Below are 24,203 nucleotides of genomic sequence, written 5' to 3'. Positions count from 1 at the left end.
GAGGTTCCCGGCGGCTGTGAACCGCCCTCCCAGAACCATGGCGGAAGAGCCCGTTTCCGGCATTTCGCCGGGCGTCAGGCCGTGGTGCGCTGGAGCCGGGGCAGGTGCAGATCGCGGAAGATCGCGGTCATGCGCAGGGCGAAGACCAGGGAGGCGGACACCACGATGTCGGCGGTGTCCGGGACGCCGGCCCAGTGCAGGCCGAGGTAGGAGAGCGCCCCGGCGAGCGCGGCCGTCGCGTACACCTCTTCGCGCAGGAGCAGCGGCGGGAACTCCCCGCAGAGCACGTCGCGGACGACCTCGCCGGTGACGCCCGTCAGGACGGCCAGGATGAGCACAGCGACGGGGGTGACGTGCGCGTCGATCGCGGCGCGGGCGCCGATCACGGTGACGACGGCGAGGCCGACGGCGTCGACGACCATGAGCGCGCGCTGCGGGAGCTCCCGGCGGCGCAGGTAGAGCATGGTGGCGACGGCGACGGATCCGATGAGGACGAGCAGCAGCCAGTCGTGTGTCCAGTAGAGCGGGTGCCGGTCGAGGATGAGGTCGCGCAGGGTCCCGCCGGAGATGCTGGCCGCGAAGGCGAGGACGAGCCCGCCGAAGGGGTCCATGTTGGCGCGGTGTGCGGCGAGGACGCCGGATGCGGCGAAGGCGGCGATGCCGAGGAGGTAGAGGGCGTGCAGCATGGCGCCTCCTTCGAGGGGCGGGGCGGTACGAGGGGACCCGTAGAGGGTGCCGGATCCGCCCGGGCGCCCGCATCGGCCGTTCGGCCAGGGCGGGACGGGACGGCGTGACGGACGGCGGTACGGGGCGGCGGTACGGGGCGGCGGTACGGATCCGGCCCCGGGCCCCGTCCCGGAAGCGGCGCGTCAGCCGGCGTCGCCGAGCCGGTCGCGCTGGATCCGGTGCGCGAGGGTGCGGCGCACTGCGGCCGGGGTGTCCGTAGTGGCCCCCGAGGGGACGTCGAGGCCTCGGCTGATCGCGTCGTACGCCTCGCGGTAGGCGGCGGGCACCTCCTCGTGGTGCAGCCTCAGGTCCTCCTCGACGAGGCGTCGCAGCTCGTCCACGTCCCGGGGCGTGAAGCGCTTCTTGCCCCGGGCTACGGCGTCGACGTGGCGGGCACAGCGCGCGGTGTCCGGGTACGCCTCGGCGATCTCCTCGGCCAGGCCCCACAGGCGCCCTTCGAGCCACGGTGCGTCGCCCTGGTCGAGGGAGAGTCCGATCGGCGGGAGCGGGTCCTCCTCCTTGTACTTCGCCACCTGTTTGGACACGGCGGGCTGGCTCATGGCGGTGAGCTGGGCGATCTTGTCCTGCGTCCAACCGAAGCCCGCGAACACCTTGATCATCTCGGTGCGCAGCTTGCGCATCTCCTCGCCCGCGCGGATGACCTCGTTCATCTCCGCGAGCATCCGCCCGGCCTGCTCCTCCGTCAGCGACTCCGGGATCCGCCGCACGCCCTCTTCACCTGTCATAGCTCGGTTATACACCGGAACCACGCCACGGCGACATCTTCCATAACCAGGTTGTACAACCCGGTTGTACAACTGGGTTATCGATGGCAGGCTGCAGTCATGCCCACCTTTTGCGCACCCGACGGCACCCGGCTCGCCTACCACACGACCGGAGACGGCGACCCGCTCCTCTGCATCCCCGGAGGCCCCGCGGACTCCCAGTACCTCGGCGACCTCGGCGGCCTGTCCCGCCACCGCCGGCTGATCCGCCTCGACCTGCGCGGCACCGGCCGGTCGGCGGTTCCCGAAGACACCGCCTCCTACCGCTGCGACCGGCTCGTCGAGGACGTGGAGGCGCTGCGCGAACACCTCGGGCTCGCCCGGACGGACGTGCTCGGCCACTCCGCCGGGGCGAACATCGCGATGGGGTACGCGGCCCGCCACCCGCAGAACATCGGCAAGCTCGCCCTGATCGGCCCCAGCACCCGGGCCGTCGGGATCGAGGTCACCGGCGACATGCGGCTCGAACTCGCACGGCTCCGCAAGGACGAGCCCTGGTTCCCGGCCGCGTTCGCCGCCCTGGAGGCCGTCTCCGCCGGCACGGGCAGCGAATGGGACGCCCTCACTCCCTTCTTCTGCGGGCGGTGGGACAGCGCGGCACGGGAGCACCACGCCGCCGGCCTCCCGGTCAACCGGGATGCCATCGCCCACTTCGGCGCCGACGGCGCCTTCACCCCGCAGACCACCCGGGCGACGCTCGCCGCCTTCGCGGCACCCGTCCTGCTGCTCACCGGGGAGTTCGACCTGAACAGCCCCCCTCGGTCGACGGCCGAGCTCGCGGGACTGTTCCCCGACGCCACGCTCTCGGTGCAGCCCGGAGCGGGCCATTACCCCTGGGTCGACGATGCCGGACGGTTCGCGGCGGCCGTCTCGGCGTTCCTGGGGTAATGACCGCCCGCCCCCTACGGCGCCGGGAGCTCCGCGAAGTCCGCGACCAGGCCCCGGTGGTGGCCGGCCGTACCCAGGGCCAGGGAGTCGGCCTTGGCCCGCTTGAGGTAAAGGTGCGCGGGGTGTTCCCAGGTCATGCCGATGCCACCGTGGAGCTGCACGCACTCCTCGGCCGCCCGGACCGCCACGCCCGAGCAGAAGGCCTGGGCCACCGCCACCGTGAGCGGCGCGTCGGCCGCGCCGGTCGCGAGGGCGTCGGCCGCGGCGCGGGCCGCCGCGCGGGCGGAGGCCACGTCGAGCCACAGCCGGGCCAGGCGGTGCTTGATGGCCTGGAAGGACCCGAGGGGGCGGTTGAACTGGTGGCGGGTGCGCAGGTACGCCACCGTCTGCGTCAGGCACCACTCGGCGGTCCCGAGCTGTTCCGAGGCGAGCAGCCCGGCCCCCGAGAGCAGTGCCCCGGCGATGGCCGCGCGGGCGGTGGCCGGGTCGGCGAGCCTGGTTCCGGTGGCTCCGTCGAGGGTGACGCCGGCCAGGGGACGGGTCAGGTCCAGCGCCACGAGCGGGGTCCGCGAGACCCCCGCCGCGTCGGCCGGGACGGCGTACAGCCCGGTGTCGGCGAGGACCAGCAGCACGTCGGCGCAGACCGCGTCGGCGACCGATGTCACGCTCCCGCTCAGCGACCCCGCGCCGGAGTCCCGGACCGGCGCGGGCAGGGGTGCGCCGGGGGCCAGGGTCAGCGGCAGTGCGGGCACGCAGATGCGCCGGCCCGCCGCGAGCTCCCGTAGGAGGTCGGCGGACTCCGTGCTCTCGCAGCCGAGCAGGATCTCCGTCGAGAGGACCGCGCTCGTGAGGTACGGGACCGGCGCCGCGGCCCGCCCGAGCTCCTCCAGGACCACGGCCGCCTCCCGGTGGCCCGCCCCCTGCCCGCCCAGCTTCTCCGGTACGAGGAGCCCCGCCGTACCGATGCCGGCGGCGAGCACCCGCCACAGTTCGGGGTCGTGGGGCCGGCCCCCCTCGATCCGGGCGAGGACGGCCGCGGGGTCGCAGCGGGCGGCGAGCAGGGACCGTACCGCCGTACGGAGTTCCTCCTCCGTCTCGGAGTACAGCAGGTCCAGGGGGGCTGCGGCGGGAGAGCTCATCGGGCCAGGTCCTTCCACGCGAGGTCCTTGTCGTCGCGCGGCTCGGCGGGCAGGCCGAGGACGCGTTCGGCGACGATGTTGAGGAGGATTTCGCTGGTGCCGCCCTCGATGCTGTTGCCCTTGGCCCGGAGGTAGCGGTAGCCGGCGTCGCGGCCGGTGAAATCGACGATCTCGGGGCGGCGCAGGGTCCAGTCCTCGTACAGCAGGCCCTCCTCGCCGAGGAGTTCCACCTCCAGCCCGCTGATCTCCTGGTTGAGGCGGGCGAAGGTCAGTTTCATGCCCGAGCCCTCGGGGCCCGGCTGGCCCTGGGCGAGCTGCTGGCGCAGCCGCTCCCCCGTCAGCCGGGCCACCTCGGCCTCGACCCACAGCTCCAGCAGCCGTCCGTGCAGGTCGTGCGTCCGCAGCTCCGGCCGCTCGCGCCAGGCGGCGGCGACCGGGGCGATCATGCCGCCCTCGCGCGGGATCCGCATGCCGCCGATGGAGACGCGTTCGTTCATCAGGGTGGTGCGGGCCACCGCCCAGCCCTGGCCCACCTCGCCGAGGCGGTGGGCGTCGGGGATCCGGACGCCGGTGAGGAAGACCTCGTTGAACTCGGCCTCGCCGGTGATCTGGCGCAGCGGACGCACTTCGACGCCGGGGGCGGTCATGTCGCACAGGAAGTAGGTGATGCCCTGGTGCTTGGGCAGCGCCGGGTCGGTGCGGGCGATCAGGATGGCCCAGCGGGCGGTGTGGGCGCTGGAGGTCCACACCTTCTGGCCGTCCACCACCCAGTCTCCGCCGTCCTCGCCATCGGCCGCGCGAACCGCACGGGTGCCAAGGGCGGCCAGGTCGGAGCCGGCGCCGGGCTCGCTGAAGAGCTGGCACCACACTTCTTCGCCGGTCCACAGCGGGCGCAGGAAGCGCCGCTTCTGCTCCTCGGTGCCGTAGGCGAGGATCGTGGGCGCGGCCATGCCGAGGCCGATGCCGATCCGGCGCGGGTCGTTGTCGGGGGCTCCGGCGGCCTCCAGCTCGGCGTCCACGACGGTCTGCAGGGAGCGGGGCGCGCCGAGTCCGCCGAGGCCCTCGGGGTAGTGCACCCAGGCGAGTCCGGCGTCGAAGCGGGCCCGCAGGAACGCTCCGCGTTCGGTGGTGGCGGGCGGGTGCGCGCAGAGCAGGTCCCGTACGCGGGCGAGCAGGTGGTCGGCGGTGACCGCGGCGGCCGTCATCGCGAGCCCCCCGCGGGCGAGCCGGGCAGCGTGGCGTCCAGGGACGGTACGACGACCAGCCGGCCGGTGGTGGTCCCGTCGGCGAGCCGCTGCACGGCGTCCGCGGCTCCGGCGAGCGGTACCCGCTCGCTGACCAGCGGTCTGATGGAGCCCTCGGCGGCGAGCCGGGTCAGCTCGGCGTGGCAGGCGGCGATCGCGGCCGGGTCCTTGGCCGCGTACAGGCCCCAGTGCAGGCCGAGGATGGCGTAGTTCTTGACGAGGGCGTGGTTCAGCGCGGGCGTGGGGATGGTGCCGCTCGCGAAACCGACCACGACGATCCGGCCCTCGAAGGCGACGCACTTGGCCGAGGCGGTGTAGGCCTCGCCGCCGACCGGGTCGTAGACGACGTCGGCCCCGCGTCCGCCGGTGAACTCCTTGACCCGGGCCACCAGTTCCTCGCTGGTGCGGTCGATGACGAGATCGCAGCCGAGCTCCTCGGCGGCGCGCACCTTGGCCTTGCCGCCGACGACCCCGATGACGGTGGCCCCGGCGGCCTTGCCGAGCTGGACGGCGGCGCTGCCGACCCCGCCGGCGGCGGCGTGCACGAGGAGGGTCTCGCCGGCCTGGATGCGGGCCCGGCGGTGCAGGCCGAACCAGCCCGTCTGGTAGCCGATGTGCAGGGCGGCCGCCTCGGCGTCGTCGAGGGTGTCCGGGGCGGGGAGCAGGGCGCGCGCGGGGGCGGTCACGTACTCGGCGAACCCGCCGTGGGGCAGGCTCGGGTTGGCGATGACGCGGCGGCCGTCGTCGGTCTCGCCGCAGATCTCGACGCCGGGGGTGAAGGGGAGCGGCGGGCGGATCTGGTACTGGCCGCGCACGAGCAGCGCGTCGGGGAAGTTGACGTTGGCGGCGAGCACCTTGAGCCTCACCTCACCCTCGCCGGGCACCGGTTCGGGAACCTCTTCGAGGCGCATGACCTCGCGGGGCTCGCCGGGGGTGTGTACTCGCCATGCCTGCATCCGGGGCCTCCAGCCGCCGACGGGAACCACGCCTCGCGGGCATACTAAGCGGTCGCTTGCAGCTCTGTGAACCGGTGGGACGGGGTGGAAACCCGGCGCTGACCCGGCGGTGACCCGGCGCTGCCCCTGGCCCTGACCCCGTGGCGACCCGCCGGGAGCCTGCCTGGAACCCGCCGGGAGGAACCCGCGGACCGGGATCCTCCGCAACCACTCCCGTAAATCCGGCCACTTCCCGCACACCTTCGGGCAGCATGTGGCGTGCACGTGTCATGACTTAACGGGGAACAGCACATGTCCAGGGGGAACCGCCATATGAGAAGAAGCATGTCCGCGACCGCCGCCGCCGTCCTGGCGGGTCTGGTCACCGCGGCGGGCCCGGCCGCGGCCGCCGAGGCGAAGTGCACGCCGAAGATACAGGTGTTGGGGCATCTGGCGCCCGACACCTACTACCCGCAGAGCGCGTCCCAGGGGGTGCTCGACCTGGGCGCGGGCAACCTCTCCGTCGGCTTCTCCGGCAACAAGCCGGTGTACTGGACCGGCACCCGGCTCCACCGGGTCCCGCTGGCCGACTCCACCCGCACGGGCGAGGTGATCGCCGTCAACAAGAGCGGCCTGATGCTCGGCCGGGTGACCGGCGAGAGCGGCTACCTCTTCACCTACCGGGCCGGGGACGCGGCGGTCACCCCGCTGCCGGGGAGCGGCTGGCCGGACATCGAGGCCGACGTCAACGACGCGGGGTACGTCGTCTCCACCACCGCGCAGGGGATCGGCACCGTCTGGAAGGACGGCCTGAAGGTGCGGGAGCTCCCGCTGCCCGCCGACAGCGGCCCCGGGACCCGCATCAAGATGGTGACCGCCGTCAACACCGCGGGGGACGTCCTGGGGCTGGCGGAGCAGGACTACGAAGTGCCCGAGACGGGCCATCACAAGTGGTGGAACTATCCGCTGATCTGGCCCGCGGACGGCTCGCCGGCCCGGGCCCTGGCGCCGAGCGGCGGCGGCGGGTTCGACGACAGCTACGTCCAGGACATGGACGAGGGCGGTCGGGTCGTCGGCTACAACTGGCTCGGCCCGTGGTACGAGTACAAGCCGTTCGTCTGGACCCCGCCGCACACCGGCCCCGCCTCCTCCCCCGGGGTGCTGAACACGCACCCGTACGGGACCTTCGAGGCGATCAGCCCGACGACCGGCGTGAGCGTCGGCACGGCCAAGTTCCACCCGGAATCGCAGACCCTCCCCGACCAGGCGCAGCTGTGGCCCGGCACCGGGCCGGTCCTCGCGCTCCCCCGGCTGTCGGCGAACGGTGCCAGCACGGCGGAGGCCGTCTCCGACGGCGACCGGGTCGGCGGATCGGCCGTGAACGCGAACGGCAAGCTCAGGCCGGTCATCTGGACCTGCGCGAGCAAGCAGGCGTACCTGCCGCAGCCGTAGGCTCCAGCGCGTGGCCCGGGGCGGTCCCGGGGGTCGGCCCGGGGCTGACCCGGGGCTGACCCGGTGGGGTCCGCGGCGGGTGCCGGTGTCCCGGCCATGGCGATCTGAGCGTTCGCACGCTATCGATGGCGGTATGACGAACGCTCCGCGCGGTCTGCCCGCGCCCCCGCCGCTCGGTTCCGCCGCCCTGCCGCCCGGCACGTTCACCGGCCGGGCGGTGCTCGTGACCGGCGGCGGGACGGGGCTGGGCAAGGCCATCGCCACCGAGTTCGCGCGGCTCGGCGCGGATCTGGTGATCGCCGGCCGCCGGATCGAGCAGCTGAAGTCGGCCCAGGAGGAACTGGCGGCCGTCCCCGGAGCGGGCCGGGTGACGGCCGCCGTCTGCGACATCCGAGACCCCGAGCGGGTCGCGGAGGTCTTCGACGCGGCCGGGGCGGCCTTCGGCGGGGTCCCGGACGTGCTCGTCAACAACGCGGCCGCCAACTTCCCCTGCCCGGCCGAGGACTTGTCCCCCAATGCATGGCGGGCGGTGGTCGACATCACCCTGACCGGCACCTGGTTCGTGACCCGGGAGTTCGGCCGCCGCCACCTCGCCGCGGGCAGCGCCGCGTCCATCGTGAACATGGGCGCCTCCTACGCCTGGACCGGCGGGCCGGGCTACGCGCACAGCGCCGCCGCCAAGGCGGGGGTGAAGAACCTCGTCGAGACCCTCGCCGTCGAGTGGGGCCCGTACGGCATCCAGATCAACGGCCTGGTCCCCGGACTGTTCCCGCACGCGGACATGACCGAGGACATCCGGGGCGGCCTGGAGCGGGCCGCTCCGGACGACAAGGACACCAGACAGCCCGCCCTGCGGGTCGGCGCACCGCGCGAACTGGGCTGGGCCGCCACCTTCCTGGCCTCGCCCTACGCCCGCTTCATCACCGGCCACACGCTGGTGGTGGACGGGGCGAACTGGCAGCGGCGCTCGCTCGTGAACCCCGAAGTGGTCCCGATCCGCGAGCAGTTGGGGAGGGGACCTTTCATCCCGTGATGTGACGACGTGGCGAGGAAGGGCAAGGGGGAGGAGAAGGGGAAGGGAGCGGAAGGGGACGCGCGCCGTCGGGCCCGTTACGTCATTTCGGCACGATGCGCCATGGTGCGATCGTGTGGCACATTGGCCCCGTCCACAGCCCCAGCCGGCCCCATCCACTCCCGGAGGTGTTGCAGTGAGCACGGTGAGCACGGGCCGCCCGTCGTTGACGGCACGGCGCAGGGAGGCCACCAGGCACGAGATCGCGGAGGCGGCTGCCGACCTGTTCTCCGAGCGGGGGTTCGAGGCCACCACGGTCGACGACATCGCGCGGGCGGCCGGCATCTCGCTGCGCACCTTCTACCGGTACTGCCCGACGAAGGAGGACGCGCTGACCCCCGTCCTGACCGCCGGCGTCTCCACTCTGGTCGAGGAACTCGCCCTGCGCCCCGCGTCGGAGCCCCTCACCGAAGCGGTCCAGGCCGCCTTCACCACCGCCACGGCGGGCACGCGCTACGAGGGGCCGGGCCAGACGGCCCGCCTGATCCAGGTGATGGGCGGCGTCCCGGAGATCCGCATGCGCTGGCTCGCGGCCGCACGCGCGATGCAGGACCGCCTGGTGCCCGTCCTCGCGGTCCGCACGGGGCGCCCGGAATCCGCCCTGGAGACCCGTGTCCTGGCGGCCGTCCTCATCGATGCGGTCACCGTCGCCCTGGAACACTGGGCCGCCGAGGGCGGCCGCGAACCCCTCCCGGCGGTCTCGGCGCGCGCTCTGGCCCTCCTGCGCCTGGAGGAGTAGCGGGGCCGGTGTGGCCGGGCCGGTGTGGCCGGCGGAGCGAGGGCGGCGCGGCCCCGGTTGTCAGTGGTCCGGGGCACCATGGACCTCATGTCCCTCGCTGATCTGACCCTTGACCGGTGGCGCTCGTTCGACCTGCCGGACGTCCACCGGTTCGCCCGGGAAGCCGCCGACCTGGTGGGCGGCCGGGTGAGCCGTGTCGATGCCGCCCCGCACCTCGGCGGCCCGCTGCACCGGGTGCTCGTCGAGCGGGACGGGCGGGAGTTCGCCCTGATACCCGGGGGAACGGTCCGCCTCGGCTTCGACCTGGACGTCTGGGAGCCGACCCCGGAGCAGACCGCCGACTTCGAGCAGAGCCTGACCGAGGAGTTCGGGTACGGTCCCGATCTCAAGGCGCACCTCGCCGAGTTGCTGAGCCCGCCCCGGACGGTCACCCTGGCGACGGTGCTGATGGCCGTGCGGAACGAGCCGCTGAGCGAACCCCCCGCCGACACGCCCGCCGTGCTCGCGGGGCTCGGGCTGCGGATGCCCGGCGCCGACGAGTGGGAGCACGCCTGCGGGGCCGGGGCGCGCACCCTCTTCCGGTGGGGCGACACCTGCCCGATCGGCGAGCCGTCCTACGGCAGCGGCGCGGGCGGGCCGCGCTGCGAGCCGAACGCCTTCGGGCTGCGCATCGCCTACGACTCCTACGCCGCCGAGATCAGCGGCGACCCGGGCGCCGTGCACGGCGGGGACGGCGGCGAGTCCGTGTGCGGCGGGTACGGGGACCTGTGGGCCTGGCTGACGCTGGCCACGGCGAACCGCAACCCCGCGATGGCCGAGTTCGTGTACGGCCCGGAGGGCGAGTCCGCGTGGGAGGCGTTCTCCGTTCGGCCCGTTCTCAGCCTCCGGTGAAGTGCGGGGGCCGGCGCTGCGCCTTGGCGGTGTAGCCCTCGCGGGAGTCCTCCGAGGTGAGGGTGAGGGCCGCCGTCATCGCCACGCGGTCGAGGGCCGCGGGCAGGGCGGCGTCCGCGTAGGAGTCGATCGCACGCTTGATGCCCTGGACGGCGAGCGGGGCGTTGGCCGCGATCTCCGCCGCGAGTGCGCGGGCGACCGGCTCCAATTCCTCGGGCGGCACGACCTGTTGGACGAGGTTCAGCCGCTCCGCCGTCCGGGCGTCGATGCGGCGGCCGGTCAGGGACAGGAGTTTGGCCCAGCCGGCGCCCGCCTCGCGGGCGATGCGCAGGTCGCCGCCCGCGTCCACCGCGACGCCCAACTGGGCTTCGGGCAGGGCGAAGAGGGCGTCCTCGGCCGCCACCCGGATGTCGGCCATCAGGGCCAGCTCGAAGCCGAAGCCGAGGCAGTAGCCCTGCACCGCGGCCACGACGGGCTGCGGCAACCGGGCCAGGACCGCGAAGCGTTCGTGCACCCAGCGGATGCCCTCGTAGTAGTTGCGGTTGCGTGCGGCCGCCGAGGCCCCGGTGATCGCACCGCCCGGGGCCGTCACGTCGATGCCCGCGCAGAACGCCCGCCCCTCGGCCCGCAGCAGAACCACCCGTACGGCGGGGTCGAAGCGGATCCGGTCCGCCAGCAGGCCGAGCTGGCGCGTGGACTCCCAGCTCCAGCCGTTGAGCTTCTCCGGCCGGCAGAGGGTGAGTTCGGCGATCCCGTCCGCGACGTGCAGACGGATCCGTTCCTCACCCTCCGCGATTTCCGTGCTCAGGGTGTCGATCACGCGGACACCCTAGGGCGCCCCGCTCAGCGCGGGAAGACCTCGAACGGCACCGCCGGACGGCCTGCGAACCGGGCCGCCGCCTGCTGGGCGTAGCCCGTCAGGAAGGAGCGTACGTACGTCTGCGGATCCTCGTCCGTCAGCGCCGCGATGTACGCCTTGTGTTCCATCAGGGACTGCACCGACCGCTCCATCCCGGGACCGGCATCGGCCGCGTGCGTGGGCGTCGTGGTGCCGGACACCGCCACCCAGCGCACCCCGTTCCACGGCTCCAGGCCCTGCTCCGTGAGGAGTTCGGGGAAGATCCAGCGGTTGCCCGCGTCGCCGGCCGCGTCCAGTGTGGCCCGGCCGACCGCCTTGTGGTCCGGCGTGTTCCAGTAGCCGCCGCCCTCGGCCCCGCCCCACGTGTCGCGGTGGTTCATCGTGATCACCAGCTCGGGGCGGTGGCGCCGGATGGCGGCCGCGATGTCCCGGCGCAGGTCCAGGCCGTACTCGAGGACCCCGTCGCGGTGGTCGAGGAACTCCACCGTGGGGACCCCGACGACGGCCGCGCTCGCGCGCTGCTCCGCCTCGCGCAGCGGTGCGCACGTGGCGGGGTCGATGGTGTCGATGCCGGCCTCGCCGCGGGTGGCGAGCAGATAGACGACCTCGCGGCCGCCGTCCGTCCAGTCCGCGATGGCCGCGGCGCAGCCGTACTCCAGGTCATCCGGGTGCGCCACGACGGCCAGCGCACGCTGCCAGTCGGTGGGCATGGGCTCCAAGGGCGGAGGCCCGTCCAGTCGTTGGTTCATACGTCGCACAATAGGCGAATGGACACTCAGGGGCAGGTGGTGGCCCTGCTCGACGCCACCGGGTCGTTCTTCGAGCCCGCGGCCACGGCGTTCCCGGGGGCCGGCGCCGCCGCCTGGGAAGGGGCCGCGCTGCTGGATCCGGGCGCGGCCGGGCCCGAGGGCTCCTGGCGGCTGGACTTCCGGTGCTTCGCCGTGTCGCGGCCGGGCGGCCGCTGGGTGCTGATCGACGCGGGGGTCGGCCCGGCACAGGGCCCGGCGGCAGGATGGGCCCCGGTCCCGGGCCGGCTGCCCGCCGCGCTCGCGGAGGCCGGGATCGCCCCGGCCGACGTGGAGTCGGTGGTCCTGACCCACCTGCACGAGGACCACACCGGCTGGACTCAGGACGAGTCCGGCCGGCCGTTCTTCCCCGACGCGCGGTACCTCGTACAGAGCGCGGAAGTCGCGGCCCTGGACCGGGCGGACCCCGTGTGGGACTGGACGGTCGCCCCGCTGCGGGCCACCGGACAGCTCCACGAGGTGACCGGGAAGCACCGGCTCGCTCCCGGCATCACCCTGCTGCCGACCCCCGGGCACACGCCCGGCCACCAGTCGGTGCTGGTGGAGGGGACGGCCGGGCCCGGCGGCGGGGGCCGGGGCCGGGACGTGGTGGTCACCGGTGACGTGCTGGTCCACGCCGTGCAGCTGGCCGATCCGGCGGTCCCGTACTCCCACGAACGCGACCGGGCCGCCGCCCGTGCCTCGCGGGAGGAGCTCCTGTCCCTGGCCGTCCGCCACCGCGCCCTGCTGGCCACCGCCCACCTGACCCGGCCCTTCGTGGAGCCGCCGGAACCGGGTGACTGAGCACCCGGGGCGTCTGCCCGCAGCCGACGTGCGACCGCTGGGGAGGCGCCCTAGCATGAAGGGTGGCGTTCCGAGGGAGGAAGCCATGGTCCCGCGGTCGGACAAGCACATCACGCGCGGCGCGAAGCGGCGGCTCGTTCGGCTCGTACCCGCAGTCCTACTGACCTCCGGCGCCGTGCTGCTGACGAACGGATCCCCGCCCGCGGCGGCCCAGGTCCGCCTCCCCGCGGAGGTCACGGCCCCTGCTGTGACGGCGCTTCCGGGACAGACCGATGACGAGCGGCTCGCACTCGACACCCTCGACGAGGTGGTGCGGGGCGACTTCGCCGCCGTATCGGCCCGCTTCGACGAGACGCTGCGGCACCAAGCGACTCCCGAGGCGCTCGCGCAGTCCTGGAAGGACTACCAGGAGCAGTTCGGGCCCTACCGGTCGCACGGTGACCCCCAGCAGGTCACGTCCGTCCACGGGTCCGTGGTGAACGTGCCCCTCCGGATGGAGAACGGGGCCGGAGATTTCCGCGTCACCTTCAACGAAGGCGGACACCTCATCGGTTTGTACTTCCTCCGCACGGGCATCCCGGTCCCGTAACTCCCCCGGGTTCGGGGAGCTCAGGCCTCGTCGCGTACGAGCGCCAGCAGCCGGTCCAGGACGCGCGGGCCTGAGGCGCGTACCCCGTCGTGCTCGAACTCGTCCGTCACCCAGGTCTTCAGGCCGCGGATCGCCCGGGCGGTGGCCAGGGAGTGCGCGGTGTCCACGTACATGTCGTCGTGGTAGACGGCCGCGGCCACCGGAACCTCGTTGACCGCGAGCCGCGCCGGGTCGTAGAGCGGGGTCCAGCCGGTGCGGGCCAGCAGCAGTTCGGCGGTCTCGCGCAGCGGGGCGAGCGCCGGGTCGCAGTCGAAGTGCCAGGGGTGGATGGTCTCGCCGGTGAAATACAGCGGCTCCGCGCCCGCGAGGGTCTTCGCGGCGTCGAACCGCGGGTGCCCGGAGCGGACCCGCTCGGCGGCCCAGCCGATGGGCGCGCCCGGGTCCTGGGCGTAGATCGCCTCGTGGATCAGGGCGTAGAGGGGATGCCCGGCGAAGGAGAGCTGGGTGTGCACGGCCTCCAGGAAGGCGTCGGAGAGGGCGGGCCCGTCCGGGGTGGGGACGAAGGCGTCTTCCAGCAGGTAGTGCAGCTGGTGGCTGCCGTCGGACACGCCGAGGAGCAGGCCCAGGGACTGGAAGGCCTCGGCCGTCAGCAGGTACCCGCCGGGGAGTTCGGCCGGGCGCTCGACGAGGTGGGCGGCGATGCGGCGGGCCCGCTCCACGTCCATGGGGTAGCGGGCGTAGTGCGCCCGGTTCTTGCGCTCGACGCGGGGGTACGCGGCTTCGTACACCTCGGCGGCGGTGGCGTCGAGGGAGGGCAGCCCGCCGGTGATGAGGGCGGCGGCCAGCCCCTCGGGGGCGGCGCCCAGGTAGTGGGTGACGCAGAAGCCGCCGAAGCTCTGGCCGAGGACCGTCCAGGGCGCGCCGCCGGTGAGGAGCGGGCGGACGGTCTCGGCGTCGCGCACGATGGAGTCGGCGCGGAAGTGGGCGAGGTACTCGGCCTGCTGCGCGGGCCCGCCGCGCAGCGGCAGGGTCTGCCGGTTGACCGGGGTGGAGCGGCCGGTCCCGCGCTGGTCGAGCAGCAGCACCCGGAACTCGGCGAGGGCCCGCTCCAGCCAGGCCTGCCGGCCGACGAACCGGCGGGCGCCGAAGCCGGGTCCGCCCTCCAGGTAGAGCAGCCAGGGCAGCGACTCCGGGTCCTTGCCGGTGGCGACCAGCTCGCGCGCGTACAGGTCGATCCGCTCACCGTCGGGGCGGGCGTGGTCGAGCGGGACGCTGAAGTGGTGGTCGGTGAGGACGACACCGGGCTGGCGGTAGCTGCCGGCGGCTGCGATCTCGGGGTTCACGGAGGTCACGGAGGTCACGGAGGTCACGAGGGTCACGGGAGGTCCCAGGGGTCGGCTCGGTGCGGTGGTGTACGCGGCAGCCGTCCCGGGGCCGGTGGGTGAGGACGACCGGGGCGGCGGGCCCGCCCGAGCTTACGAGAGGCTTCGCCGCTCGCCGCAACCGGCGTCACGGGCTGTGGCGCCACCAGTAGCGCCCGACGATGAGTTCCTCGAGCGAGCGGAGCCTGTCCGCGGCCATGCGTGCGTGGCCGTCGGGGTTTTCCCGTGCGACACGGAGGTCGCCTGCGAGGTGAGTCGCTTCGCGCACCTCGCAGGCCGCGCGGAGGGCTTCCGCGGGAGTCGCCGTCGCGCGGGCGATGACGTCGAGGACGGTCTCCACGTGCGGGCCGCTGAACCGGGCCAGGAAGAACCAGTCGTCGGCCGGTTCTCCGTAGCGCGCCCATTCGAAATCCAGCAGGGCGCTCACGCTTCGGCCGTGCGCGAGCCAGTTACCCCAGTGACAGTCCGCGTGAACGGGGACGGCCGTGCCTGCGTGCAGTGGCGCGCGCTCGGCGATCGCCCTCAGGCCGTCGAGCAGCCGGGGAGGCACGGCTGCGTGCCCGTCGAGACCGGCGAGGCCCTCGATCTCGGCGAAGAGTGCGGCCCGGCCGGTGAACCCCCCGTGATCGGGGGTCTGCCTCAACGTCTGCTCGGCCCGGCCCGAGGGCGCCCAGCCGTGCAGTCGGCCGAGCCGCTCGACCGCCTCCTGCGCCAACGCCCGCGCGGTCGCGCCGTCCACACCGGCCATGCCCATGCCGGGGGCCTCCCCGGGCACGCGGGCGTAGCAGGCATAGCGGACCTCGCGCGTCTCCAGCCGGTGGACCCCGCTGTCGAGCAGCGGGGCCGTCAGGCCGGCGGGCAGGTGGGGTGCGAGCGCGATCTCCCTGTTCAGCCGCGCGTGGGCAGCCCCATCGATGATCTTCACGACCACGTCCGAGCCGACGTACACGTGATGGGAGCTGCTCTCGGCCGTGGCCATGGGGCCGGGGTCGCGCCCCAGAGCCGCGGCCGCGATCGCGCGAGCGACGTCGTGGGCTCGCCCCAGGTCGGTCATCAGCGGTCCCTGGGCGGAGCTCAGAACTCGACCACCGAGCGGAGGACCTCGCCCCGTTCCATCCGTTCGAAGGCCGCCTCGACACCGTCCAGGGCGATGCGCTCGGAGACGAACGCGTCGAGGTCGAGCCGGCCCTGCAGGTAGAGGTCGATGAGCAGCGGGAAGTCCCGCTCGGGCAGGCAGTCCCCGTACCAGGAGGACTTCAGGGCGCCGCCGCGTCCGAAGACGTCCAGCAGCGGGAGTTCGAGCGTCATGTCCGGCGTCGGGACGCCGACCAGCACCACCGTGCCGGCCAGGTCGCGTGCGTAGAACGCCTGCTTGTACGTCTCGGGACGGCCGACGGCCTCGATGACCACGTCCGCCCCGTTGCCGCCGGTCAGCTCCTGGATGGCCTTGACCACGTCCTGCGTACCGCCGTTCACGGTGTGCGTGGCGCCGAGTCCCCGCGCCCACTCCAGCTTCCGGTCGTCCAGGTCCACGGCGATGATGCGGGAGGCTCCGGCCAGCCTGGCCCCGGCGACGGCGGCGTTGCCCACTCCCCCGCAGCCGATGACGGCCACGGAGTCGCCGCGCCCGACGTTGCCGGTGTTCAGGGCGGCGCCCAGGCCGGCCATCACCCCGCAGCCGAGCAGCCCGGCGGCGGCCGGCGAGGCGGCCGGGTCCACCTTGGTGCACTGGCCGGCGGCGACCAGCGTCTTCTCGGCGAAGGCACCGATGCCGAGGGCCGGGGAGAGCGGGGTGCCGTCCTCCAGGGTCATGGGCTGGGTCGCGTTGTGCGTGGCGAAGCAGTACCAGGGGCGGCCGCGCTTGCAGGCCCGGCAGCTCCCGCACACCGCACGCCAGTTGAGGACGACGAAGTCGCCGGGCGCGACGGAGGTGACGTCCGGGCCGACCGATTCGACGACCCCGGCCGCCTCGTGGCCGAGCAGGAAGGGGAACTCGTCGTTGATCCCGCCCTGCCGGTAGTGCAGGTCGGTGTGGCAGACCCCGCAGGCCTGAACCCGTACGAGCGCCTCGCCGGGGCCCGGGTCGGGCACGAGGATCGTCGTGGTCTCCACCGGTGCGCCCTTGCTCCGGGCGATGACCCCTCGTACGCGATGCGTCACTGCTACCCCGATCTCGTTCACGGTCTCGTCGACTGCACCGGAGGTCCCGTCAGGGCTCCGCCGGTCCGGCCAACGTACACGCGCAGTCCCGTGTGCGGGAGTTGCCCCGCGCCCCGGTGCGGTGGGCTGCCGCCGGATCGCGGGGTGCGGCCGGGGCGCGGTACGTTCCGGTGGTGCGCAGACAGGCCTGTGAGCGCCGACCACAGCACCACACTTCACCACGCAGACCCGCTTTCGTCCCCCATCCTTCGCCGAAGCGGCGCCCGGTCAAAGGCCTGACGGGCACATCCCGACGGCCGGGCCGATGATTCAGACGGGCCGGCCGGACAGTTCGGGCGGCAGCGCCGCGCGCAGGGCCGTGCTGAAGGCGGCGACGGCGGGGTGGGCGGCGGCGCCGCTGCGGAAGGCCACGTTCGTGCGGCGCTCCATGACGAGGCGGGTGAGCACGACGGCGGGCTCCGCGTGCCCGGTGATCCCGAGTTGCGGCACCACCGCCACCCCCTGACCGGCCGCGACCAGGGCGAGCACGGTGGCGAACTCGTCCAGCTGGTGGCGGATCCTCGGCATGAACCCGGCGTCCTCGCAGGCCCGTACGGTCATCGCGTGGCAGAGCGTACCGGGCGTGGCGGTGATCCAGGGTGCGTCGGCATGCGTACGGAGCAACGCGCGCTGCCCGGCTCCGCCCACCCCGGCGGCACCGGGGCCCACGGGGCCCTCCTCCCCCACGCTCCCGGGCGCCCACGGCGTCGGTGCCCCCGGCTTCGGTGCCCCCGGCTTCGGTGCCCCCGGCGTCGGTGCCCCCGGCTTCGGTGCCCCCGGCGTCGGTGCCCCCGGCTTCGGTGCCCCCGGTGTCGGCGCCCACTGCGACGGCGTCGCCAGGTACATCGCCTCGCGGTAGAGCGGCTCCGTGGCGAGCCCCGGCTCCTGCGGCGCGGGGACGAAGTCGTACGCGTGGATCAGGGCCACGTCCAGGTCCCCGGCCCGGAGCGCGTGCGCGACCGCCGCCGGGTCGGTCTCGGACACCATCGGCTCCAGTCCCGGGTGCCGGCGGGCCAGCTCGGACAGGGCCGCGGGGACGATGGCCCGGGTCGCGGTGGGGAAGGAGCCGATCCGCAGCGCGCCGGCCAGTCCTCCGCGCGCCTCCGCGAGCTCGGCGTCGGCCCGCTCCAGCAGCTCCAGCACCGCGTCGGCGTGCCGGACCAGGTTCTGGCCGGCCGGCGTGAGCCGGACCCGGCGCCCGGTGCGCTCCAGCAGGGGCAGACCGGCCTCGCGTTCGAGGACCGAGAGCTGCTGGGACACCGCCGATGGGCTGAAGGAGAGCGCCTCGGCCACGGCGGCGATGGTCCCCCGGCGGGCGAGTTCGCGCAGGAGGCGCAGGCGTCGTACATCAAGCATCGGATCAGCTTACGGTTCAGGTAAGAAATGCGAACTGGATTCGACGCTCGGAGCGCGCGAGGCTCGACCCATGATCCAGACGCCGAGCACCGCCACAGCCACAGCCACATCCACACCGTCACCCGCCGCACAGCGCCCGTACGCCCCGCACGGGATCCACGTACCGCTGATCACCCCCTTCAGCGCCGACGGCGAGGTCGCCGCCGAGGCCCTGGAGGCGCTCGCGCACGGGGTGCTCGACGCGGGAGCCACCGGGATCGTGGCGCTGGGCACCACCGGCGAGCCGGCCGCCCTCGACGAGGCCGAGCGCGACCTCGTCACCGACGTCTGCGCGCGGGTCTGCCAGGAGCGCGGGGCGGCGCTGACCGTGGGTGCGGGGGCGAGCGGGACCCGGGCCGCCGAGGAGTCGCTCGGCCGGCTGAAGCGGTGGCCCGAGGCGCGGGCCGCGCTGGTGACCGTGCCCGCGTTCGTACGGCCCTCGGCCGCCGGGGTGCTGGCGCACTTCGAGCGGCTGGCGCGGGTGAGCCCCGTACCGCTGGTCGTCTATCACGTCCCGTACCGGACCGGGCAGCCGCTGGACGCGGCCCTGCTGCGGGAGGTCGGGGCGCTGCCCGGGGTGGCCGCGGTGAAGTACGCGGTCGGCTCGCTCGACGGGGAAGCGGTGGCACTGCTCGGTGATCTGCCGGACGGTTTCGCGGTGTTGGCGGGCGACGACGCTTTCCTGTCGCCCCTCCTCGCGCTCGGTGCGGCGGGCGGGGTGCTCGCCTCGGCCCATCTCGCGACGGCCCGGTTCGCCGAACTCGCGGCCGCCTGGAAGGCGGGCGAAACGGACCGGGCGCGCACTCTGGGCCACGCGCTGGCCCGGCTGTCCGCGACCCTGTTCGCCGAGCCCAACCCAGCGGTGATCAAGGGTGTGTTGTACGCGCAGGGCCGCATCCCGACCCCGGACGTACGCCTCCCCCTGCTGCCCGCGCGCACGGAAACGGTCGCGGCGGCACTGCGGGAACTGGCGCAGCTGCCCTGACCCCCTCCCCCGGGCGCGAGCACCCCTGACGGACGACCGGGCGGTCCGCCGGGAGCCGCTGACCGCCGTCGCCCGGCTGGAGACGGAAGCGGTCGCCTCGGCGACGGCCGGGAGCTGCGGCCCGTCCGGCTGCACCCGGCTGGTGCGGATCGGGCCGGACCGGCCCCAGGGCCCGCGGCCCGGCCGTCCGACGAGGAGAACGTGGAGCAGGACGGGGAGGGACCGGCCAGGATCCACCCCGCGACGGAAGAGGACGGCAGGACGATCACACACGAGGGCTGATTGACCCGGGATGGGCGATTCGCCACCCAACGGGCGGTTCGCCCGAATCGGCCCCACCGAGGGGCGACTTGCCCGGATTGGGCCGTCGCCCGCCGGCCCGTGATGTGAGTCACGCCGGAGGCGCCAACATCATTTCCCCGCGAGAGGTGATTCCCTTTTCCCGGTTGGATATTCGGGAATTCCCGGACCTCTTTTCAAGGTCATCCGCCGGGGCGAATGCGGGAAGTTGATCTCCCGGGCGAATTCATGTCTTGTTCCGGCCCGCCGGAACCGCCTACGTTCACCTCATTCCCGGTGGTAAGCAGCCGAATCCGGTCGCCGCCAGGGCTCTTCCGTCCCCCCACGTGAGGAATTCCGCCATGCCCGCACAGGGAAAGCACCGCCGGCCGAAGCAGCACCACGCACTCACCCGCAAGCTGGCCCTCGCCGGCACGGGCAGCGCGGCGCTGGCCCTCCCGCTGATCAGCGCGACCACGGCCGGGGCGGCCGAGACGACCATCGCCCCTACGACGTACTCCGTGGTCAGCGGCGACACCCTGAGCAAGATCGCGGCCGAGCACTCCATCGGCGGCGGCTGGCAGAAGCTCTACGAGGCCAACAAGAGCATCGTCGGCGCCAACCCCTCGGCCATCCGCCCGGGCCTGAAGCTGAACCTGAACCTCACCAAGTCCGCCGCCGCCGCGCCGGCCGCGGCCAAGGCCGCCACCGGCTACGCCAACAACCTCGACGGCTGGATCCGGGAGTCGCTCGACGTCATGGCGCAGCACGGAATTCCCGGAAGCTACGAAGGAATTCACCGCAATGTGATGCGCGAATCCTCGGGGAACCCGCTGGCCATCAACAACTGGGACTCCAACGCGGCGGCCGGGATACCCTCCAAGGGTCTCCTCCAGGTCATCGACCCGACCTTCAGGGCCTATCACGTAGCCGGCACCCCGCTGGACTCCTACGACCCGGTCGCCAACATCACGGCGGCCTGCAATTACGCGGCGGCCCGCTACGGCTCGATCGACAACGTCAACGGCCCCTACTGAGCTAGTGCTGTGACCGGAAAGGTACGCCCGGCCTCACTCCAGGCCGTAGCGCCGCGCCGACTCCTCCTCCTGTGCCAGCCGGTGCAGGGCCTTCAGTACCGGCTGGACGAGGACGACCGCGGCCACCGCCGTCTCGACCTTCTCCTCCTCGGAGGGATACGTCTCCATGAAGTCGAGGTCGCGCACCGCCGCCTGGTGCATCAACTCGGCGTACGGAGCCATCAGATCGGCGTCCCACGGATAGCCGAGCCGGATGAGGGTGGACACCGCCGAGACGAGCGAGCGGTGGACGGGGGACAGCTCTCCCACCTCACGGGCCGTCGACCAGCCCAGCGTCTCCAGCAGCCGGTCCACCTCGCGCCGAGCGGTGATCACCGCCGGATCCTCGTCGTCCGGCTCGGGCCCCTGCGGAAGCGCCCACAGCGCCGCACCTATCCGCATCGTCCGCCCCAGGGACTCGTCGTCCACGTGCGCGAGCACCTCCCGGGCCGTGGCGACCGGAATCCCGCCGACCTGGATCAGAGCGCGGACCAGCCTCAGCCGCCGCAGATGCCCGTCGTCGTAGTCGGCGGTCGTCGCGCTGACCCGACGGCCCGGAGCCAACAGGCCTTCGCGCAGGTAGTACTTGATGGTCGCCGTGGAGACGCCACTGCGCTCGCTCAACTCCGCCAGTCGCATCTCTTGAGCCTTTCTTTGGAGAGTGCCACTATCCAAGCATGACCGGACGGCACGGCCAGCCAGTGCCGCAATCCAACCAGGCCGTACCTGGAGGCAGAGTGTTCGCCAAGCCGATACCGGGCCGCACCACCGCGGCTGCCGAGGGCGACGTCGTCGTCCTGCTGCTCGGAATGCGCATCAACCACTTCTGGGCCCCGCACCACTGGGTCCCGGTCGTGCTCGCCATGCCCCGCATGCTCCGCGAACTGGCCCGGGACGAGGGCCGGGGCCTGCTCGGCCACGTCATGCTCACGGCCTCGCCCCGCACGTACTACGTGGTCCAGTACTGGGAGTCCAAGGAGAAGCTCTACGCGTACGCCGCGGCCCCCGACATGCTCCACCGCCGGGTCTGGGCGATCATCAACCGCAAGGAGCGCGCGGGCAAGGTCCGCCAGCACGTGGGTCTGTGGCACGAGACCTACATCGTGCCGGAGGGGTCGTACGAGTCGATCTACGCCGACATGCCGCCCGCCGGCCTGGGCGCGGCCACCGGTGTCCTCCCCCTGGAGGCCCGCGGCCGCCGCGCCGCGGACCGCCTGCGCCACCGCTCCGGTTCGTGAAGGCGAGCCCGGCCGTCAGCTCCGGTAGACCTTCTTGATCTTGAAGTCGGTGCCGGCGAGGACGTAGCCGCCCTGTCCGTACTCGTCACTCAGGTAGGGGCGGATCGCGGGGGCGCTCATCCAGGGCGAGACGTTGAGGTAGCGGGAGCTCGGCTTGTCGACGCCGAGCTCCTTCGTCGACTCGGCCAGCAGGGCGGGCAGGGCGTCCCAGTCGAGCGCCGCCATGTCCATGAGCGGCTCGTCGGGCTTCACGGTGCCGGACGGGCCGGTGCGTTTGGCGACGCCGCCTCGGTACTGCCAGGCGTCGACCGTCCTGGCTCCGGCCGCGGTGGGGATGTCGGCGAGCACGTAGTCGTCGTAGACCCTCAGGTCGACGAAGGTGGTGGTGCCCGTCTGCTGCTTGAGCGCTTCGACGGCGGTACGGATGTTGGCCGGGTCGATCATGCTGCCCTTGGGCGGCGTGACCGGCTTCTGCGTGCTCGCCTTCGGGGTGGGGGTGGGGGTCAGGGCCACGGCGGTACCCGGGGCCGGGGAGGCCGGTCCGGAAGCGGACGGGGTGCCCGAGGACAAGGCGCCGCCGCTCTTGCCCTCGGCGCCGCCCGCGTTCCCGTCGGGAAGCCAGTTGACGAGGCCGACAACCCCGGCGGCCAGGACCACCGCGAGGAGTCCGGCGAGCAGGGCGGACCGGCGGCGCCGGCGCGGGGCGGGCGGCGGGAGGAAGGCCGTGGGGACGGTGGGCCCGTACGGGTTGCCCGCGCCCGGAACGAACGGCGCCGGGGTCGCAGGCCCGAAGCTCCCGAGGGCGGGCGGCGGTACCACCGGAGCGGCGCCGCCGAGAGCACTGCTCGCACCGCGGAGCAGCGCTTCCAGTTCCTCGGCGTCGGGCCGCACGGCCAGGTCCCGCACCAGCAGGCGTTCCAGTACGGGTCCCAGCGGGCCGGACCGCACCGGCGCGGGGATCGGCTCGTCGAGCACCGCGACCACGGTGGCCAGGCTGGTGGCCCGGCGCAGTGGGTGCACCCCCTCGGCGGCCACGTAGAGCAGCATCCCGAGCGACCAGAGGTCGGAGGCGGCCAGCCCCTCCGCGCCGCGCGCCCGCTCGGGCGCTATGTACTCCGGCGAACCGATCAGCGCTCCGGTCGAGGTCAGCCCGGTCGCGCCGTGCAGGGCGGCGATCCCGAAGTCGGTGAGCACCGCGGAGCCGCTCGGCCGCAGGAGCACGTTGGCCGGTTTCACGTCACGGTGCAGCACGCCCTCCGCGTGCGCGGCCCGCAGCGCGGAGAGCAGGTCGAGCCCGAGGCGCAGCACGTCCGCCACCGGCATCGGCCCGCCCTCCAGCCGGTCGGCCAGGGAGCCGCCCCTGACGAGCTCCATCACGATCCACGGATGGCCGTCGGAGCCGGGCTCGGGCTCCACGATGTGGTGGATGGTGACCACGTTCGGGTGGGCGAGCCGGGCGAGGGCCCGGGCCTCGCGGACGGCGCGTTCGCGCAGTTGGACGACGAGTCCGGGCTGCGCGGCGGCGGTCGCCGGGTCCGGCGGCCGCACCTCCTTGAGGGCGACTTCCCGGTCCAGCGCGATGTCGCGGGCGCGCCACACCGTCCCCATCCCGCCGCTGCCCAGGGGCCGCGCGAGTTCGAAGCGCCCGTCGATCAACCGTCTGCCGGCCTCACTGCTGTCCATGGCCGGTCATCGTAGGCGCCACCACCGACGCCGGCGCACCCGGACCGGGACGTGGACACCACGGGCCCGGGCCCGGGCGCCGTGCGGCGTGGCCGGTGCGCGGCGTGGGTAGGGTGCCTGTCCGATGTCCCCGAGGGGCTCAGGCCCGGACGGAGGTGGAACGGTGTCCGCATGGCTCCCGCCCGCCGAGTACGTCAACACCATCCAGCGGGCGACCGGTTACGCCTGCCTCTACTTCACCGACACCGCCGGCCGCCCGGTGCAGCTCCGTGCGACGTACTCGACGGAGACCTGGCAGTGGCCCGGCGGGAACATGGACCACGGCGAGACGCCCTGGGAGTGCGCGCTGCGGGAGTGCCTGGAGGAGACGGGCATCGCCTTCGAGGGCGAGCGGAAGCTGTTGGGCACCCAGTTCATCGCCCACCGGGGCGAAAACTGGCCCGCGAACCACATCGGCTTCCTCTTCGACGGCGGCACCCTCACCGACGAGCAGATCGCCGCCATCGTCCTCGACCCCGAGGAGCACAGCGAGGTACGGGTCCGCTCGGTGCGGGAGTGGGAGGCACTCATGACCCCCTCGAACTTCGCGCGCCTGCGCGAGATCGACGCGGCCCGCCGTACCGGCACGGTGGCCTACATGGAGCACTGACCGGGGCAGCCGGTCAGTTGCGGGAGTTGCCGAAGAGGAGCCGGTAGGCGACGAGGAGGACCAGGGAGCCGGCGATGGCGGAACCCCAGGTGGCGAGGTCGAAGAAGTCGTTCTGGATCGACCGGTCCAGGAACTTCGCCGAGAGCCAGCCGCCGGTGAAGGCGCCGGCGATGCCGATGAGGGTGGTGCCGATCAGGCCGCCCGGGTCACGGCCGGGCAGCAGGACCTTGGCGATCCCGCCCGCCAGCAGTCCGAGGATGATCCAGCCGATGATGCCCATGCCCGTTCACTCCGCTTCGATGTGCGCGCCTCTTCGTGCGCGCGACGTCCGTTCAGGTCTCACACGGGGAGACGCGTGAACAGGCGGAACGGTTCTCGGCCACGCCGGAAGGAACCGTCGGCGGCCCTG

At 73.5% G+C, this 24,203-nt stretch carries 25 protein-coding genes; 11 read left to right on the top strand and 14 right to left on the bottom strand.

Annotated features, from left to right (window positions below; all coding sequences use genetic code 11):
- Positions 1-74 precede the first annotated feature (74 nt).
- Together AC3IYI_RS36175 and AC3IYI_RS36170 are read right to left on the bottom strand one after the other, a co-directional pair.
- Positions 75-686, bottom strand: coding sequence for a trimeric intracellular cation channel family protein (locus AC3IYI_RS36175; RefSeq protein WP_489407658.1), 612 nt, complete (start codon positions 684-686; stop codon positions 75-77).
- Positions 687-869: 183 nt separating this feature from the next.
- Positions 870-1,472: a sigma-70 family RNA polymerase sigma factor gene (locus AC3IYI_RS36170; protein WP_489407657.1), complete on the bottom strand. Its 603-nt coding sequence runs from the start codon at positions 1,470-1,472 to the stop codon at positions 870-872.
- Positions 1,473-1,571: 99 nt separating this feature from the next.
- Here AC3IYI_RS36170 and AC3IYI_RS36165 point away from each other — a divergent pair, with 99 nt between their 5' ends.
- Positions 1,572-2,399: an alpha/beta fold hydrolase gene (locus AC3IYI_RS36165; protein ID WP_489407656.1), complete on the top strand. Its 828-nt coding sequence runs from the start codon at positions 1,572-1,574 to the stop codon at positions 2,397-2,399.
- 14 nt (positions 2,400-2,413) lie between these two features.
- On the opposite strand, the gene AC3IYI_RS36160 is transcribed toward AC3IYI_RS36165, so the two are convergent.
- From AC3IYI_RS36160 to AC3IYI_RS36150, 3 genes are read right to left on the bottom strand one after another with little or no spacing between them, the layout of a single operon-like run.
- Positions 2,414-3,538, bottom strand: coding sequence for an acyl-CoA dehydrogenase family protein (locus AC3IYI_RS36160; protein ID WP_489407655.1), 1,125 nt, complete (start codon positions 3,536-3,538; stop codon positions 2,414-2,416).
- On the bottom strand, positions 3,535-4,743 hold the full coding sequence (locus AC3IYI_RS36155) for an acyl-CoA dehydrogenase family protein (RefSeq protein ID WP_489407654.1): 1,209 nt from the start codon (positions 4,741-4,743) through the stop codon (positions 3,535-3,537). Before AC3IYI_RS36155 ends, AC3IYI_RS36160 begins: the two co-directional genes overlap by 4 nt.
- On the bottom strand, positions 4,740-5,738 hold the full coding sequence (locus AC3IYI_RS36150; protein WP_489407653.1) for an NADPH:quinone oxidoreductase family protein: 999 nt from the start codon (positions 5,736-5,738) through the stop codon (positions 4,740-4,742). Before AC3IYI_RS36150 ends, AC3IYI_RS36155 begins: the two co-directional genes overlap by 4 nt.
- Positions 5,739-6,062: 324 nt before the next feature.
- Here AC3IYI_RS36150 and AC3IYI_RS36145 point away from each other — a divergent pair, with 324 nt between their 5' ends.
- The 4 genes from AC3IYI_RS36145 to AC3IYI_RS36130 all read left to right on the top strand — a co-directional run bounded on the left by AC3IYI_RS36145 (position 6,063) and on the right by AC3IYI_RS36130 (position 9,871).
- A complete protein-coding gene (locus tag AC3IYI_RS36145; RefSeq protein ID WP_489407652.1) occupies positions 6,063-7,169 on the top strand; it encodes a hypothetical protein in 1,107 nt (368 codons plus the stop codon).
- 133 nt (positions 7,170-7,302) lie between these two features.
- A complete protein-coding gene (locus AC3IYI_RS36140) occupies positions 7,303-8,202 on the top strand; it encodes an SDR family oxidoreductase (RefSeq protein ID WP_489407651.1) in 900 nt (299 codons plus the stop codon).
- Positions 8,203-8,377: 175 nt separating this feature from the next.
- Entirely contained in the window at positions 8,378-8,980 is a 603-nt protein-coding gene (locus AC3IYI_RS36135) for a TetR family transcriptional regulator (protein WP_489407650.1), read from the top strand.
- A gap of 87 nt (positions 8,981-9,067) precedes the next feature.
- Positions 9,068-9,871, top strand: a complete 804-nt coding sequence (locus AC3IYI_RS36130; RefSeq protein ID WP_489407649.1) for a hypothetical protein — start codon at positions 9,068-9,070, stop codon at positions 9,869-9,871.
- On the opposite strand, the gene AC3IYI_RS36125 is transcribed toward AC3IYI_RS36130, so the two are convergent.
- Both AC3IYI_RS36125 and AC3IYI_RS36120 read right to left on the bottom strand, forming a co-directional pair.
- A complete protein-coding gene (locus tag AC3IYI_RS36125) occupies positions 9,858-10,691 on the bottom strand; it encodes an enoyl-CoA hydratase/isomerase family protein (RefSeq protein WP_489407648.1) in 834 nt (277 codons plus the stop codon). The two genes, AC3IYI_RS36130 and AC3IYI_RS36125, sit on opposite strands and share 14 nt — an antisense overlap.
- A 23-nt stretch (positions 10,692-10,714) precedes the next feature.
- Complete coding sequence (locus AC3IYI_RS36120; RefSeq protein WP_489407647.1) at positions 10,715-11,479, bottom strand: PIG-L deacetylase family protein; 765 nt, start codon at positions 11,477-11,479, stop codon at positions 10,715-10,717.
- A gap of 18 nt (positions 11,480-11,497) precedes the next feature.
- On the opposite strand from AC3IYI_RS36120, the gene AC3IYI_RS36115 reads away from it, so the two are divergent.
- A complete protein-coding gene (locus AC3IYI_RS36115; protein WP_489407646.1) occupies positions 11,498-12,319 on the top strand; it encodes an MBL fold metallo-hydrolase in 822 nt (273 codons plus the stop codon).
- A gap of 85 nt (positions 12,320-12,404) precedes the next feature.
- Positions 12,405-12,908 carry a DUF3887 domain-containing protein gene (locus AC3IYI_RS36110; protein WP_489407645.1) on the top strand — a complete coding sequence of 168 codons (504 nt, stop codon included), beginning with the start codon at positions 12,405-12,407 and terminating at the stop codon, positions 12,906-12,908.
- A gap of 20 nt (positions 12,909-12,928) precedes the next feature.
- Here AC3IYI_RS36110 and AC3IYI_RS36105 read toward each other — a convergent pair whose 3' ends face one another.
- The 4 genes from AC3IYI_RS36105 to AC3IYI_RS36090 form a co-directional block, all read right to left on the bottom strand.
- Positions 12,929-14,278: an alpha/beta fold hydrolase gene (locus AC3IYI_RS36105; RefSeq protein ID WP_489411798.1), complete on the bottom strand. Its 1,350-nt coding sequence runs from the start codon at positions 14,276-14,278 to the stop codon at positions 12,929-12,931.
- Between the two features lie 139 nt (positions 14,279-14,417).
- Entirely contained in the window at positions 14,418-15,344 is a 927-nt protein-coding gene (locus tag AC3IYI_RS36100) for a phosphotransferase (RefSeq protein WP_489407644.1), read from the bottom strand.
- Positions 15,345-15,364: 20 nt separating this feature from the next.
- The gene (locus tag AC3IYI_RS36095) at positions 15,365-16,450 is read right to left on the bottom strand and encodes an S-(hydroxymethyl)mycothiol dehydrogenase (protein ID WP_489411797.1); all 1,086 of its coding nucleotides are present in this window, start codon (positions 16,448-16,450) and stop codon (positions 15,365-15,367) included.
- Positions 16,451-16,759: 309 nt separating this feature from the next.
- A complete protein-coding gene (locus AC3IYI_RS36090; RefSeq protein WP_489407643.1) occupies positions 16,760-17,845 on the bottom strand; it encodes a LysR family transcriptional regulator in 1,086 nt (361 codons plus the stop codon).
- 70 nt (positions 17,846-17,915) lie between these two features.
- Between AC3IYI_RS36090 and AC3IYI_RS36085 the strand changes: the two genes are divergently transcribed.
- Both AC3IYI_RS36085 and AC3IYI_RS36080 read left to right on the top strand, forming a co-directional pair.
- On the top strand, positions 17,916-18,869 hold the full coding sequence (locus AC3IYI_RS36085; RefSeq protein ID WP_489407642.1) for a dihydrodipicolinate synthase family protein: 954 nt from the start codon (positions 17,916-17,918) through the stop codon (positions 18,867-18,869).
- 641 nt (positions 18,870-19,510) lie between these two features.
- Positions 19,511-20,185 (top strand): LysM peptidoglycan-binding domain-containing protein, encoded by a 675-nt coding sequence (locus tag AC3IYI_RS36080; protein WP_489407641.1) that lies wholly within the window; start codon positions 19,511-19,513, stop codon positions 20,183-20,185.
- A gap of 33 nt (positions 20,186-20,218) precedes the next feature.
- On the opposite strand, the gene AC3IYI_RS36075 is transcribed toward AC3IYI_RS36080, so the two are convergent.
- Entirely contained in the window at positions 20,219-20,863 is a 645-nt protein-coding gene (locus tag AC3IYI_RS36075) for a MerR family transcriptional regulator (RefSeq protein WP_489407640.1), read from the bottom strand.
- A 98-nt stretch (positions 20,864-20,961) separates the two neighbouring features.
- Between AC3IYI_RS36075 and AC3IYI_RS36070 the strand changes: the two genes are divergently transcribed.
- Complete coding sequence (locus AC3IYI_RS36070; RefSeq protein ID WP_489407639.1) at positions 20,962-21,462, top strand: DUF4188 domain-containing protein; 501 nt, start codon at positions 20,962-20,964, stop codon at positions 21,460-21,462.
- Between the two features lie 15 nt (positions 21,463-21,477).
- Here AC3IYI_RS36070 and AC3IYI_RS36065 read toward each other — a convergent pair whose 3' ends face one another.
- The gene (locus AC3IYI_RS36065) at positions 21,478-23,145 is read right to left on the bottom strand and encodes a serine/threonine-protein kinase (protein WP_489407638.1); all 1,668 of its coding nucleotides are present in this window, start codon (positions 23,143-23,145) and stop codon (positions 21,478-21,480) included.
- 163 nt (positions 23,146-23,308) lie between these two features.
- Here AC3IYI_RS36065 and AC3IYI_RS36060 point away from each other — a divergent pair, with 163 nt between their 5' ends.
- Complete coding sequence (locus AC3IYI_RS36060) at positions 23,309-23,794, top strand: NUDIX domain-containing protein (RefSeq protein WP_489407637.1); 486 nt, start codon at positions 23,309-23,311, stop codon at positions 23,792-23,794.
- A 13-nt stretch (positions 23,795-23,807) separates the two neighbouring features.
- On the opposite strand, the gene AC3IYI_RS36055 is transcribed toward AC3IYI_RS36060, so the two are convergent.
- On the bottom strand, positions 23,808-24,074 hold the full coding sequence (locus AC3IYI_RS36055; protein ID WP_489407636.1) for a GlsB/YeaQ/YmgE family stress response membrane protein: 267 nt from the start codon (positions 24,072-24,074) through the stop codon (positions 23,808-23,810).
- Between the last annotated feature and the right edge of the window lie 129 nt (positions 24,075-24,203).

The sequence above is a fragment of the Streptomyces sp. GL_148 genome (genome assembly GCF_057834205.1).
This window is presented reverse-complemented; position numbering and strand designations above follow the sequence as displayed.